Source organism: Rhodococcus sp. IEGM 1305, assembly GCF_030058635.1.
In the GTDB taxonomy this organism is placed as follows: Bacteria; Actinomycetota; Actinomycetes; order Mycobacteriales; family Mycobacteriaceae; genus Rhodococcus_F; species Rhodococcus_F opacus_D.
Genome location: NZ_JASHKX010000003.1, coordinates 486,790 through 501,052 on the forward strand (window position 1 = coordinate 486,790; position 14,263 = coordinate 501,052).

Annotated in this window: 9 protein-coding genes and 1 pseudogene; 8 read left to right on the top strand and 2 right to left on the bottom strand. The window is 62.8% G+C overall.

All coding sequences use genetic code 11. The annotated features are described in order from the left end of the window. Nucleotides 1-177: 177 nt before the first annotated feature. Nucleotides 178-789: a TetR/AcrR family transcriptional regulator gene (locus tag QM693_RS08930; RefSeq protein ID WP_283352044.1), complete on the bottom strand. Its 612-nt coding sequence runs from the start codon at nt 787-789 to the stop codon at nt 178-180. Between the two features lie 141 nt (nt 790-930). On the opposite strand from QM693_RS08930, the gene QM693_RS08935 reads away from it, so the two are divergent. From QM693_RS08935 to QM693_RS08955, 5 genes are all read left to right on the top strand, one after another. After that, the gene (locus QM693_RS08935; protein WP_283352045.1) at nt 931-1,698 is read left to right on the top strand and encodes an SDR family NAD(P)-dependent oxidoreductase; all 768 of its coding nucleotides are present in this window, start codon (nt 931-933) and stop codon (nt 1,696-1,698) included. 478 nt (nt 1,699-2,176) lie between these two features. Further along, nucleotides 2,177-3,010: an oxidoreductase gene (locus QM693_RS08940; RefSeq protein WP_283352046.1), complete on the top strand. Its 834-nt coding sequence runs from the start codon at nt 2,177-2,179 to the stop codon at nt 3,008-3,010. Between the two features lie 145 nt (nt 3,011-3,155). Continuing rightward, nucleotides 3,156-3,956 carry an SDR family NAD(P)-dependent oxidoreductase gene (locus tag QM693_RS08945; protein WP_283352047.1) on the top strand — a complete coding sequence of 267 codons (801 nt, stop codon included), beginning with the start codon at nt 3,156-3,158 and terminating at the stop codon, nt 3,954-3,956. A 579-nt stretch (nt 3,957-4,535) separates the two neighbouring features. Continuing rightward, nucleotides 4,536-8,033: a serine/threonine-protein kinase gene (locus QM693_RS08950; RefSeq protein WP_283352048.1), complete on the top strand. Its 3,498-nt coding sequence runs from the start codon at nt 4,536-4,538 to the stop codon at nt 8,031-8,033. Nucleotides 8,034-8,353: 320 nt separating this feature from the next. Continuing rightward, nucleotides 8,354-9,808, top strand: coding sequence for an MDR family MFS transporter (locus QM693_RS08955; RefSeq protein ID WP_283352049.1), 1,455 nt, complete (start codon nt 8,354-8,356; stop codon nt 9,806-9,808). A gap of 274 nt (nt 9,809-10,082) precedes the next feature. Here the strand turns inward: QM693_RS08955 and QM693_RS08960 are convergent, their stop codons facing one another. Beyond that, on the bottom strand, nt 10,083-10,922 hold the full coding sequence (locus QM693_RS08960; protein WP_283352050.1) for a FadR/GntR family transcriptional regulator: 840 nt from the start codon (nt 10,920-10,922) through the stop codon (nt 10,083-10,085). 818 nt (nt 10,923-11,740) lie between these two features. Between QM693_RS08960 and QM693_RS37815 the strand changes: the two are divergent. The 3 genes and pseudogenes from QM693_RS37815 to QM693_RS08975 all read left to right on the top strand — a co-directional run. Then, a pseudogene (locus QM693_RS37815) lies at nt 11,741-12,136 on the top strand (AAA family ATPase); the annotation flags it as partial. A 399-nt stretch (nt 12,137-12,535) separates the two neighbouring features. Further along, nucleotides 12,536-14,071, top strand: a complete 1,536-nt coding sequence (locus QM693_RS08970) for an ATP-binding protein (protein WP_283352179.1) — start codon at nt 12,536-12,538, stop codon at nt 14,069-14,071. Continuing rightward, the gene (locus tag QM693_RS08975) at nt 14,052-14,255 is read left to right on the top strand and encodes a hypothetical protein (protein WP_283352051.1); all 204 of its coding nucleotides are present in this window, start codon (nt 14,052-14,054) and stop codon (nt 14,253-14,255) included. The genes QM693_RS08970 and QM693_RS08975 overlap by 20 nt, the downstream gene beginning before the upstream one ends. Nucleotides 14,256-14,263: the final 8 nt, after the last annotated feature.

A 14,263-nucleotide genomic window follows, 5' to 3' on the forward strand; every position in this document is an offset into this window, starting at 1 on the left:
TCAGCGCGTAGATGCTCCAGCATCCACAGCCCATAAAATCGCAGGCTTCAGATTCTCAGTCGGAGTCCGCTTCGGGAGGAGGTTCGAAGCAGGCCGTGAGGCTGATCGCTGAAGGTGTGCGACGGCCTGGTCGGCGAATCTCGAGCGGGCATCGCCGTTGGTTCATGGACTGACTGATCAGTTCTCCACGGAAGGGGAGAGGGCGACCACCAGTAGCGCTTCGAGCCGGTGGGTGAGCTCCACCGGATCGGCGAGAACGAGTGCCGTGCTGCCCAACATCTTCCGCATGAGCCAGAAGCCGGCAATGACCGAATGCGCCAGCATTGCACGCTCGTCCGCATCCGGACCTCCAAGTAACTCGCTCAAGTACCGTCCGGCATGTCTCTCGACCCCCGCTCGCACGATTTCCGCCGCCCGTGGGTTCGAGGCCGATCGCAGCATCAGCAGGAATGGATCCAGATGCTCTGATTCTGGTGCCGTGCGATCGACCAGACGGGCGGCCACATCGCCGGCAAGTGTTGCTGGGTTGTCCGACAACACCGTTCGCGGGGCGAAAGCGGTATCGACTGCTTCGGTGAAGAGCTGTTCCTTCGAGCCGAAATAGCGGTTGACCAACATGGCAGTGACCCCGGCCGACTGTGCAATCTCGCGCACACCCACGCCGTCGTATCCGTGCCGCGTGAAAGCGATCACCGCCGAGTGCAATATCGCCTCCCGGGTAGCGGCGGCGTTGCGTACTCGCTTGGGTGGGGTGCTGCTTTGGGCGAGGTCTGCCCCGTCATGGCTCATGTGGACAGTCTACCGCTGAAGTATACGAATGTAGACATTCCGCTCAGGTAAGTATACAGTTGTAGATATCGAGTCGTTCAGGCGCTGCCTCAAGAAAGACCACCGAAAATGGAACTGAATCTCACCGGTAAACGCGCTTTGGTGACCGGATCAAGTACGGGTCTGGGGGAGGCTACCGCGAAACTGCTCGCCGCCGAAGGCGCTAACGTCGTGATCCACGGCCGCAACGAATCTCGTGCGCATGCGGTTGCGGAAGAAATTCGCTCGGCCGACGGCGAGGCGAGTGTCGCGGTCGGAGATCTTGCCACCGACGACGGAGCCGACGCGGTCGCTGCCGCCGCACTCGCCGGCGGATCGATCGACATCCTTGTCAACAATGCCGGGGCCTATGACCAGGTCGGCTGGGCGGACGCCACCCCGGCGATCTGGGCGCAGACCTACAACGTCAACGTGCTATCGGGGGTCCGCATGATCCAGAGGCTCGTTCCTGGAATGCGCGAACGAAGATGGGGCAGGGTCGTCCAGATCGGCGGCGGTCTGGCCCTCCAGCCGATGGCCGTGCAACCCCACTACAACGCCACACTTGCGGCCCGGCACAACATGGCCGTATCTCTGGCGCGCGACCTCAAAGGCACTGGAGTCACCTCGAACACAGTGGCACCCGGAGCCATCCTCGTGGACACGGTGCAGGAACTCGTCACCAGCATTGCCCCCGCACACGGATGGAGCGGATCGTGGGACGAGATCGAACGCGCCGCGGCAAACGAATGGGTGCCGAACGACCTCGGCCGCTTCGGGCGCCCCGACGAGATTGCCGCGGCGGTCGCCTACCTCTGCAGTGACTTCGCCGAATACATCAGCGGTGCCACCATCCGAGTCGACGGGGGCACGATCCGATCGGCGTTCTGACTCGTCGAGTGGGGCGGGCGCGTAGTGTGCGTCGCCCGGAACGACGCAGCGCCCGCGCCCGAATATCAGCACTCGGGGTGTCGACCGGCGCAGCGAGTGTGCTTCGCCTCAATCGCTTGCCGTCATCGCACGTCGACCTTGTCGGCATTCCTGCGGCGGGCGAGCCATGATCCCGGTCCGATGTCCGGTCGAACACTCGCGTCCCGGACATCGGACCGTACCCACCTCTCGTTTCTGTCACCCGGCAGACGCGCCGGTTTTCGCGAAGACCAGGCTTCCGCCGAAGGGGCGACGGCTGGCCGGGAGAAGGCCGGCGGGCTCAGCCGGGCGAGTGCGTGCGAGTTGCCAACAGCCGACTCGCGTATTGGGCGCAGCGCACTCTTGCAACTAAACGGTTAGTTGACAGAGTCGATGAGCGGGTGTGTGATGGAGGACGTAACCAACTAGTCAGTTATTAACTGGGATGGAGTAGAAGGCCATGGCGAAGACTTGGCTCATCACCGGAACTTCACGCGGATTCGGGCGCGACCTCGCGAAGGCTGTCCTCGCCCGAGGAGACAACCTCGTCGCAACAGCGCGCCGCCCGGCGGATTTGTCCTTTGTGGGTGACAACGACCGTGGACGTGTCTTCCAGCTCGACGTCACCGATGCCACCGCGGCACGCTCTGCCGTCCAGTTCGCTGTCGCCGAGTTCGGCGCGCTCGACGTGGTGGTCAACAACGCGGGATACGCCAACAGCGCGCCCATCGAAGAGATGAGTGACACGGATTTTCGGAACCAGATCGAAACCAACTTCTTCGGTCTGGTCAACGTCACCCGCGCCGCACTTCCGGTCCTACGGCAGCAGCGTGGCGGTGTCTTCGTGCAGTTCTCGTCCGTTGGCGGACGTGTTGGTGGCACTCCCGGTCTGGGCGCGTACCAATCTGCGAAGTTTGCCGTGGAAGGATTCTCCGAGGTACTGGCCAACGAAGTGCAGCCATTCGGTGTCAAGGTTCTGATCGTCGAACCAGGTGCGTTTCGTACCGACTGGCAGGGCTCGTCCATGCAGTTGCCCTCTGTCGGAGCCGATTACGAGCACACAGTGGGCGCGGTCAACCGGTACCGGCGTGAGAACGATGGAACCCAACCCGGCGATCCAGCACGAGCAGCGAACGTGATCATCGATGTCGTCGAATCCGACGATCCCCCGAGAAGGCTGCTGCTCGGAGCCGGCGCCGTCGAGATGGCACACAAGTCGTCCGTCGAGCGCGCCGCAGAGGCCGACAAGTGGGCAACGACGAGCCGGGCAGCAGACTTCCCCGCTGGTCTGTAGCCGTCACCTTGCACCTCCGCTTCATTCGCACCGATCACCGGGTGATGGATCCGTCATCGCCGAGCACCGACACTTCGAGGACTAACCCCACGCGCCACCTTCCCGGTCGGCGCGCCGATTACGACCCACCCAACAGGAGGAAATCATGGAACTGAATCTCACCGGAAAGCGCGCCCTGGTGACCGGCTCGAGCGCCGGCTTAGGAGAGGCGACCGCCAAGCTTCTGGCAGCAGAGGGCGCGACCGTCATCGTTCACGGTCGTGACGAGGCTCGCACCAACAAGGTCGTCGACGCAATTCGTGACGCCGGCGGCACTGCGGCGGTAGCGCTCGGTGATCTCGCCACCGACGCCGGTGCGGACGACGTCGCACGGGGGGCTCTCGCCGCCGGTCCGGTCGACATCCTGGTCAACAACGCGGGCTTCTACCGGCACCTGTCGTGGACGGATGCAACACCGGACGAATGGGCGTTCACCTACAACACCAACGTCATCTCCGGTGTGCGGATGATCCAGCGTCTCGTGCCGCAGATGCGTGAACAGAACTGGGGACGCGTCATCACGATCGGCGGTGGTCTCGCCCTGCAGCCGATGAACACGCACCCGCAGTACAACGCGACGCTCGCAGCCCGGCACAACCTGGCAGTCTCACTCGCACGTGAACTCAAGGACACCCGGGTCACATCCAACATCGTCTCCCCCGGTGCGATCCTGGTCGAGGCAACCAAGGAATTAGTGACCAGCATCGGACCTGCTCGCGACTGGGGGCAGACATGGGAAGAAATCGAACCCAACGCGGTCAACTCACTCATCCCCAACGATCGGGGTCGTTTCGGTTACCCCGACGAGATCGCCGGTGCGGTTGCCTACCTCTGCAGCGACTACGCCGAGTACGTCAGCGGCGCCACGATCCGCGTCGACGGTGGCCTGATCAAGGGTGCCTTCTAGGGACACCGACCAATCAACGGTCGAGCATGTAGGCGCGCACGCTCCGGGCAGAGGGCCGGCCTCGGGGAAGCAACCCCGGCTATTGGCCGCCAAGGGAGCAGCTGTGTCACGGCCGCAACGAACTCGCGCATGCCAGGTCGCTGACTTTAATGTGGCCGGGAGCGGCCCGGTGAGTGTCGCCGTAGACGACTCCGCAGTGACACCGAAGTGAGATCTCGTACGCGCGAGGCCGTGGAGAATAGCGCCCAATCACCCCCGGCCTGCGCGATTTGTGCCGCAACTTCGATACCGGCCTCGGTGGCAGCCGCGGGACGACCGCAGCTGAAGTGCCCGTCGGCGTTCGGCGAGGTGGTGTTCGACGGGTCGCACCCGAACGGGGGAGCCTGCACCAGCGTCACTCGCGTTGGTCGGCGGAATATCAAGTCCACCCAGAACGGGCATCGCGACCCGGACCACCGGACGCGAGGTGCGGGTGTCGGCTCCACCCTTCGGGGAGCTGTTCGGAACTATGCTGACTGGCAAGAGGTGACGACATGGCTACACAGACGGGCACGATTCAGGTTCGCGCCGAGGACAACGATGGCTGGCTCAGAACCACTCGCGACGACGCAGCGTGACCCGATCCCTGGAATCGTCGCCGAACTTGCTGCGGTCGGGCTCGCGGATGCCACGGAAATCGGGCGCGGGGGATTTGGCATCGTGTACCGCTGCCAGCAGCCGGCGCTCCACCGCACCGTCGCAGTCAAGGTTCTGACCGCCGACTTCTGCGCCGCGGATCGCGAGCGGTTCGTCCGTGAACAACTCGCCATGGGCCAACTATCCGGTCACCCGCACATCGTCGATATCCACGAGGTCGGGACGACAGCGAGTGATCGCCCCTACTTGGTCATGCAGTACCGGGCGCTCGGCTCCTTGGACACACGAATTCGGCGCGGCGGCCCCCTCGGATGGGCGCAGACGCTGCGCCTCGGCGTCAAGCTCGCCGGGGCGCTCGAAACGGGACACCGCCTCGGCGTGCTGCACCGTGACGTCAAACCCGGAAATGTTCTGCTCACCGACTACAACGAGCCGCAGCTCACCGATTTCGGCATCGCGCGGATCAGCGGTGGATTCCAGACCGCGGCCGGCACCATCACCGGGTCGCCAGCCTTCACCGCCCCCGAGGTGCTGCACGGACAATCACCGTCTCCGGTCTCAGATCTGTACAGCCTCGGCGCGAGCCTTTTCTGCGCCATCACCGGCCACGCCGCTTTCGAACGGCGTAGCGGCGAACAACTCGTCGCACAATTCCTGCGAATCACCACTCAGCCCGTCCCGGATCTGCGCGGGGGAGGAATACCGGACGACGTGAGCAGTGCCATCGAACGCGCGATGGCCGGTGACCCTGATCAGCGCCCCCCGAGTGCGTCGACCTTCGGAAACGAGTTGCGGGAAATCCAGGACCGACACCACCTCCCCGTCGACGAAATGGCTCTGCCGACTCATCTCCTCACACCCGACGAACTACCCGCCGGACCCGGCGACCGGGAAGCGCGGGCCGCTTTCACCCACCTGACTCCACCAACCCCGGCAACCCGGTTCCGCCCGCCCAGTACGCCCCACGAGTTGGTCTCACGCACCCGACTCATCGACACCCTGCGCGCCGGCCAACCGCGACGACTGACCGTCATTCATGCACCCACGGGATTCGGCAAGAGCACCCTCGCCTCACAATGGAGCGAAAATCTGGCCGACGACGGCGTGGCTGTCGCATGGTTGACCGTCAACCGGGATGACAACAACGTGGTGTGGTTCCTCTCCCATCTCATCGAGGCGATACGGCGAGTGCGGCCGGCTCTCGCCCGCGAGATGGGTTTGACTCTGGAGGAACACGGAGACCAGGCAGAACATTATATTCTCACTTCCTTGATCAACGAGATTCACCTGACCGGTGGGCACATCGCCCTGGTCATCGACGATTGGCACAGGGTCACGAACCCAGACACCGTCGCGGCCCTGGCCTTCCTGATCGACAACGGTTGCCACCACCTGCAGATCATCGTGACCACCCGAACCCAGATCGGGCTTCCACTCAGCCGCATGCGTGTGCTGGATGAATTGACCGAGATAGATGCCAGCCAATTGCGTTTCAACCCCGACGAGTCGAGAGCCTTTCTCTCCGAATCCGGATTGCAGCTCCCTGATACGGCGATCACCGAACTATCGATGAACACCGAAGGGTGGGCGGCCGCACTCCAATTGGCCTCGCTCTCGCTGCGAAAGAGCACCGATCCGGGCCAGCTGATCGGACACCTTTCCGGCCGGCATCACTCCATCGGAGAGTTCCTCGCAGACAACGTGCTCGACACTCTCGAACCGCAGACGCTCGACCACCTGATGGCGACCTCGGTCACCGAGCGGATCAGTGGCTCGCTGGCGTCCGTCCTGACCCGATCCCACCGGGGCCAAGCGATCCTCGAAGACATCGAGGAGCGGGACCTCTTCCTGCACAGGCTCGACGATGAAGGACAGTGGTTCCGATACCACCACATGTTCGCGGAATTTCTCCGGAAAAGGCTCGAACGAGATCAACCCGATCGAGTCGTCACCCTGCATGAAATCGCCGCCGAATGGTTCGGAGCCCGCGGGCTACTCAGTGAGGCGGTTGATCATGCATTGGCGGCCGGAAGCCAAACCACGGCCGTCCAACTACTCGAACGCGACGGCATGTCCCTGCTCGAACACGCCCAGATGGCGAGCTTCCTCGCATTGATCGCCAAACTGCCCCCGCGGTTGGTCGAGCACAGTCCTCGACTGCAACTGACCACCGCCTGGGCCGAGTGCATCATGGTCCAGCACCAACGTGCACACGCAGCACTCGCCCGCGTCTACCGGTTGCTCGAGACCAACCAGGGCACCGACCACGACACAGTCGATCTGCGCGCCGAAGCCGACGTCGTTCAGGGGCACATCGCGATCGAATCGGACCGCATAGACGGCGTCGGCGACCTGATGTCCCGATGCTTGACCGATCCGGGAAGGCTGCCCCCATGGGTCGTCTCCGCCGCCGCCGACATCGCGACCTTCGTCGACATACATCAGTTCCGATTCGACACCGCGATCGCGCGGCAAGCCTGGGCGGGCCCATACCACGACCGCACCACGGGTCCCTTCAGCGTGATGTTCGGGCACTGCTTCGCCGGCCTCGCGCACCGTCAAAAACTCGCCCTCACCGAAGCGGAGGCCGACTTCCGCGAAGCGCTTCGACTGGGGGTCACTCTGGGCGGGAGCCAATCCCGTGCCGCCCGCCTTGCCAGCGCGCTCCTCGCCGAACTGCTCTACGAAAAAGGTCACGACACCGAAGCCGAACAGCTGCTTCACGAGAACACCGAACTCCGCGACCAAGGTGGGGTCGTGGAGTTCATGCTGGCGCGCTATGCCACCGGCGCACGGATCAAGGCCTTGCGCAATGACAGCGAAGGCGCGAAACAGTACCTCGACGAAGGCACACGCATCGCGAGCACCCGAGGTCTCCCACGACTGCGGGCACGGATGGACTACGAACGAACCCTTCTCTATCCGAACGCCGGAGAACAACTCGAGGGCATCGTGGCCACGCCCTATTCCCATCGCCGAACTCCCGTCGACAGCCTCGACGAAACCACCGTCCAACTCGAGGAAGCAACCGCCATTCATCTCCTCCTCCTCGAGCCGATCGCGACTCCGCAGACGCTCGCACTGGCATGCAGTTGGGCCAGCCAATGGGTGCACGCGCTCGAGGGTCGAGACCGTCCCCGGGCCACACTCGACGCGCAGCGCCTTCTCGTGGAGGCCTGCGCCGCTGCCGGACGCACCGGGCAAGCCAAACACCTCCTGACAGCGGTCATGGCGCAATGTGCCGGAATTGGCATGAGGCGGTACCTGCTCGACGGAGGACCACACATCCTCCCACTCGTCCGTGAGCTGAGACAAGACATGGAACACGGTCACTGGCAAAGCAACTGGGAATCGGTGCCGCCCGCCTTCCTTGATGACATCCTTGCCAGCTCCGCACAGCCCGCACCGGCACCCCACCAGGATCCCGGCTCCTCCGGCTAACCGCGAGGTCCACATTTGACTCCACTCCGGCACCGGGCATCCGAGGCTCCTAGTACCGGTCGGTGAACGTGACGGGTGGTGTGCGAAACTCCACAACCGGTAACTAACCAGTTGGTTGACAATACTGCTAGTGTGACAAACAACCAGTTAGTTAGAAACGTTGCGGGACGCCTGCGCCCTCTGAGACCGAACTCGGTCAGTCAGCCGCCCTGGGCCTTCATCGCAGATCCGAGGTAACCATGCCCTCTCCCTCAACCACGGCACCCGCACAGAACTCTGCCAAACACGCTGCCGGAACAGCGCCATCGGTGGGTCTCGCCATGAGCGCACTCATCATGGCAGTGCTGCTCGCAGCCCTCGACCAAACGATCGTCTCAACCGCGCTGCCCGCGATCGCCTCCGACGTGGGCGGGTTCGAGTACATCGCCTGGGTCAGCGCCTCCTACCTCCTCGCGACAACAGCATCGACGCCCCTGTGGGGAAAGCTCGGCGACATGTTCGGCCGCAAGCGCCTATATCTGGGTGCCATGGCCATGTTCCTCGTCGCCTCCGGATTGTGCGGACTTGCCCAGGACATGAGCCAGCTCGTCGCGGCACGCTCCTTACAGGGCTTGGGCGGCGGCGGGATGCTGGTCCTCACATTCGCGCTGGTGGGCGATGTAGCCGGTCCGGAGGACCGGAGCCGGTACCAAGGCATGTTCGGTGGCGTCTACGGCGTAGCCAGCATTCTCGGCCCTGTGCTGGGAGGCGTATTCACCGACCAACTCTCCTGGCGCTGGGCCTTTTTGATCAACCTCCCCATCGGCCTGGTCGGTTTGCTACTCGCGTCGCGGAACCTACCCGCAGGCGCCAAGCGCCGGACCGGTCCCATCGACTACCTCGGAGCCACGATTCTCGCCGCCCTGTCGGTCTGCCTTGTGCTGATCGTCTCCTTCGGTGACGACTGGGGCTGGAGCTCCATCCGCACCGTCGCCCTTGCTGCGGCAGCCGTAGTCTTGCTTCTCGTCCTCCTCCCGGCCGAGCGCCGGGCACCCGAACCGGTATTGCCGCTGCCCATGCTCAGGACCCCAACGGTATCCATAGCCTCCCTCGTCGGTTTCATCGCCAACTTCGCGATGTTCTGTGTGCTCGTCTACCTGCCCACCTACCTGCAGGTAGTGCACGGCGTTTCCGCAACACTCTCGGGCCTGCACATGCTCCCGCTTGTCCTCGGGCTCGTCATCAGCCAAGCACTCGCCGGCCGCTGGAGCGGGCGTACCGGTAAATGGCAGCTCTGTCTCGTTGCGGGCATGGCACTGAACATCGTCGGACTACTTCTACTGGCCACCCTCAGCGCCCACACCAGCGTCTGGGTACTGGGCCTCTACTTCGCTGTCGTCGGCATCGGCATCGGCATGGTGCCAATGGTCATAATGGCCGCCGTGCAAAACGCCGTCGACCCCGACGACCTGGGCGCGGCCAGCGCCATGGTCACATACTCCCGCTCGATGGGAGCAGCTTTTGGTGTCGCCGCATTCGGGGCCGTGTTCAACCACGTCTTCACCCCGCGACTGACCACTGCGCTGAACCATTCGGCCCTGCCCGCCCAGTTCGATCCCACCAAGACCGACACCATCGCTTCGCTGCCGTCGGCGGTGAAAATCCCGGTCTTGGAGGCATTCTCGGATACCGTGGCTAGCACCTTCCTCCTGACCGTCCCGCTGCTCGTCCTCGGTTTCGTACTCACCCTCTTCCTCGCGACGAGACGCAGCGCGGCCACCGCCGCGCGGAGGTGAAACGAGCCGGGCGATACCGCTGAGATCGTTAGGGGAGAAGGGGGTCAATTTGCTGCCCGTGGCCGACCGCAGACGGCCGTCGCATCGCCTCCCTCGCGGGGAAACAGGTCAAGGCGTCAATTGGACTCGAACGGTGGCAGATCTGCCTCCCTCAAGGACGTCGACCCGGCTGCCGTAACCGTAACGAGGAGCTCGCGTCATTCGCAACGCCGAGAATCGCAGGTGCACAACCGGATCACGCCAGTTCGTGTTGCGTCAGCGAGATCCCATCGTTCTACTGCGCAACATCACGCCACTTCACTGGGCGCTCGTAGGCCTCCGGGTACCGCCGCTTAACGAACTCATGAAACTCGCGCATGTGCCGGCGCATCGCCCACCGGGCACCTTCGGGATCGCCAGCACGGATCGCGTCCGCGATAGTGATGTGTGCCTTGAGGACGGCGGCGCGATTCTCGATCGAGTAGCTGACACCCAATGGCATGCCATCAGTGATCTGGTGAAGGGACACGATGAGGAGGGTGAAGAGATCATTTCCCGCCGCGGTAGCCACCGCAGCGTGGAAGCGGTCGTTCTCCGCGCGAAAGTTCTCGTCGTTGTCGAGGAAGGCTTCCATCCCAGCTATGGAGTCCGCGATGAGATCTCGGATTTCCTCTGTCGCACCTACGGCGGCGCGCCCTGCCAACTCGGGTTCGAGAATCTCGCGGGCTGCGATAATCTGGCTGAAGGGGACGGCTCGAAGCTGCAAGAACAGGCCCAGTGAGCCGGCGAGATCGTGGGCATCAGGATCCGCGACGAAAGGGCCGCCTTGGGGACCAGCCTTCATTGTCAGAACGCCGCTCATCTCCAAGAATCGCAGCGACTCACGGAGCGTTCCGCGACCGACCTCGAAACGGGCGACCATGTCTCGTTCACTTTGCAACCGTGTCCCCGGCGCTAGTCGGTCATCGGTAATGTCATCGACGATGAGCTGGGCGATCTCGACTGCGGCCTTGTGGGATCGCCGACCCTTGGTACGCCGACGAGGGACTCGGTCTTCGTGAACAGCCTTACGGGCAGGCGTGCCCTGTGAATCGTCGGCGTTAGCGGGCATGGCGTCGCCTTCGGGGGTGCACACCGATGCCACCTGACTGTCCAATCATAGTATTAATGGTACCGCAGGCCCATCGTGGGTCGGGTAGCAGTCCAGGGTGCTGTGCCATACACCGCCTCCCTACGGACCGCGGGACGTGCGGGTACCTTCGGGCAAGTAGCGGGGATGTCGCAACCTACTGGGTGGAGACGTTCGCTGACGAATGCAGCACTGCCCCACTTCGACCTCCAGGGTGGTGCTGAACACGACGTTGTAGTTGGCCCAACGAACGATCGCGTCAAACTTTGATTCGTGGTCTAGCAGTGATTGCCCGGGAACGACTGACTTCGAAGCGAATCCTCTGAATCGACGGTGGCCCTCTCTGCTACCGGCGGTCGGCGGAATACTGACTGTCAGCAACGGAAGTGGGCGAACGGCAACTTCGTCGACCTGGCGTGCATGCTGGCGATTTCGCGCTGCCTCTGTTCCAGGACTGACCCATAGTCTGGATGCCCTCGTCAAGGCGGCTGCGTTCTACCAACCGGAGGGGGAAACATACAGGTACGTCCGCTACGCGCCGGCGCAGGGGCGGTTGGAATACTGACAGATTCAGAGCGAATCCCAGGACGAACGAGGTCGACGCGCCACACGGGGTCGCGCATCACCCGACCGATGATGTACGCGGGCCGATCCACACTAGAGCCAACCGGCACCCTTGGGGACAATCCGACGCGCAGGACGGAGATGTCCAGCGAAGTCAATCAGAGACTGTAATTCCGGCGGGAACAGTCCGACAACCCATGCCAGGTGAAGGGGCCAACGGGTACCGTTGTGTGAAGAATCTCGACGAGAGTGACGATGGGATGGCAGCCGGCGTTCGGAGCAATTTAGGAAACTTGCCCCTAGAACTGACTAGTTTCGTCGGTCGTCGTCATGAAGTAGCAGAGGCAAGACGGTTGCTGTCCTCCTCCCGCCTGTTAACACTGACAGGAGTTGGAGGCGTCGGTAAAACAAGGTTGGCTTTGCGGGTTGCGGCCGAGGTGAAGCGCGCATTCCGTGACGGAGTCTGGCTGGTAGGACTCGGCGACCTGCGAGACCCGGTTCTCGTACCGGACACCATCGCTTCCGGTCTAGGACTCAGAGAACAATCAATTCGCCCGACCTTGACAATGCTGGCTGAGTATCTCAGGGACCGACAACTTCTGTTAGTCCTGGACAATTGTGAGCACCTCGTTGGCGAGGTCGCGAAGTCCGTCGAAACACTGCTCACATCCTGTTCGGATCTGCATATCCTGGCGACGAGCCGGGAACCCCTCGTTATCGGCGGCGAATCCGCAATGAGAGTTCCACCGCTGGCGGTACCGGATCCGTGCCGTTCAGTTTCCTTACGAGGTCTTCCGCGATACGAATCCGTGACCCTGTTCGCCGAGCGGGCTGCAGCCGCACTCCCAGGTTTCGAGCTTACTGAGGACAACCAGCTGGCGGTCGCCCAAATATGCTCCCGCTTGGAAGGCCTCCCGCTACCAATCGAGCTGGCGGCGGCGCGGTTACGAGCGATGTCGGTAACACAGATCTTGCAGCGTCTAACGGACCGATTCACATTGCTAACAGGTGGCAGCAGGGTCGCGCCAGGCCGTCAGCAGACTCTGCGCCTTTCGATGGACTGGAGCTTCGAACTTTGCACCACACATGAGCGACAACTATGGGCCCGATTGTCAGTGTTCGCGGGAGGATTCGAACTCGATGCTGCGGAGGAAATTTGCGCAGACGAACTGACCTCCGAACAATTGCTCGACCACGTAGTTTCGCTCGTCGACAAATCAATTCTCATCCGTGAGGAGCCCGGCAAGGTCGTGCGGTACCGGCTTCTAGAGACATTGCGCGAGTACGGACGCGAGAAGTTGCAGGAGGCAGGGGAGGACTCGCAGCTTAGGCGTCGCCACCGCGACTGGTACGAAAAGATGGCGCTGCGGGCGGAGGTGGAATGGATAAGCCCGTCGCAAGTGGAGCTGATAACGAGATTGCAGCGAGAGCAAACGAATCTTCGGGAGGCACTCGAATTTTCAATGACAGATCCGACTGAATCGGAGTCGGGCGTGGAGATGGCCGCTGCCCTCTATCCGTTCTGGCGTTTTCGTAGTCCTTTGGGTGAGGGAAGACATTGGCTCGACCTCGCTCTCACTAGTCAGGGCGGCCAACCAAGTACCGGACGAGTCAAAGCGCTCTGCGCCGACAGCATGTTAGCCGGAGTGCAGGGGGACCTGCGCGCAGCTGCGGCTCGCATCGAAGAGGCGCGCGTCGTCGCAACCAAAATCGGTGATGACGAGATGGGGGCGCTCGTCACCTCCGACGAAGGGCGCCTGTCGCTGTACGACGGGAATCTCACTCATGCCGTCGCCTGTTTCGAGTCCGCCATCAACTTCTTCCGCAAGAGCGACAACATTCACAAAGTGATAGGCGATCTGCTCGGACTCGGACTGGCTTGCGGACTGAACGGGGACATTGAACGAGCGGTCGCATGTCACGAGGAGGTGCTTTCACTCGCCGAGCCTCGCGGCGAATCTGTGTACCGATCATATGCACTGTGGATCCTTGGAATGCTGGTTGCGCAGCAAGGTGACCCTGTCCGCGCCACCGCACTGCTCGAACAAGGCCTGCAACTCACGCGAGTCGTAGATGATCCTCTTACCTCTGCATGGTGCTTGGAAGCGCTGGCTTGGATCGCCGCAGGTGATCAAAGGGCACAACGCGCCGCCATATTGCTGGGAAGCGCCGAGTCACTCGGGAAGAAGGTCGGCGGCCGCACCGCCATTGTTCCGAATCTTCGTCGTTACCACGAGGAGTGCGAACGCCGCACACGTCGAGTGCTCGGTGACCGGGCATTCCAGTCGGCCTACGCGCAAGGGGAGGCTTTCGGCTACGAGGAAGCCCTTGCGTATGCGCTCGACGAGCAGTCCCCCACAGCATCGCCAACTTCAACCTCAGATTCGACGACACTGACCAAACGGGAGCTGGAAGTAGCTACTCTCGTCGCACAGGGACTCACAAACAGAGCAGTCGCCACGAAACTCGTGATATCCCAACGCACAGCGCAAGGGCACGTCGAGCATGTCCTTGCGAAACTCGGATTCACCTCGAGGGCGCAGATAGCGGCGTGGATGGTCGAGCAAACGCATGACGAGCAGAACTCCTAGTTCTTCCCCGAAGGGATGGTCCCACCGGGTAAGGAGTACCCCCGACGACCACCAGAATTACACCCGGGCACTCACCCAGATCGAAGGCGCCGTGCAGGTGCTGCGCGATGCCGCAGACACCGTGGCCGACCTGGACGGTGACGAGGTAAACCGCTACCGCCGCGCCCGTACGGGCAGTAGCTGACCGAACAT

Coding starts and splice junctions, on each gene's coding strand:
- QM693_RS08930 (WP_283352044.1), bottom strand. CDS start 789: ATGAGCCATGACGGGGCAGACCTCGCCCAAAGCAGCACCCCACCCAAG.
- QM693_RS08940 (WP_283352046.1), top strand. CDS start 2,177: ATGGCGAAGACTTGGCTCATCACCGGAACTTCACGCGGATTCGGGCGC.
- QM693_RS08945 (WP_283352047.1), top strand. CDS start 3,156: ATGGAACTGAATCTCACCGGAAAGCGCGCCCTGGTGACCGGCTCGAGC.
- QM693_RS08950 (WP_283352048.1), top strand. CDS start 4,536: ATGGCTGGCTCAGAACCACTCGCGACGACGCAGCGTGACCCGATCCCT.
- QM693_RS08955 (WP_283352049.1), top strand. CDS start 8,354: ATGAGCGCACTCATCATGGCAGTGCTGCTCGCAGCCCTCGACCAAACG.
- QM693_RS08970 (WP_283352179.1), top strand. CDS start 12,536: ATGGACTGGAGCTTCGAACTTTGCACCACACATGAGCGACAACTATGG.
- QM693_RS08975 (WP_283352051.1), top strand. CDS start 14,052: ATGACGAGCAGAACTCCTAGTTCTTCCCCGAAGGGATGGTCCCACCGG.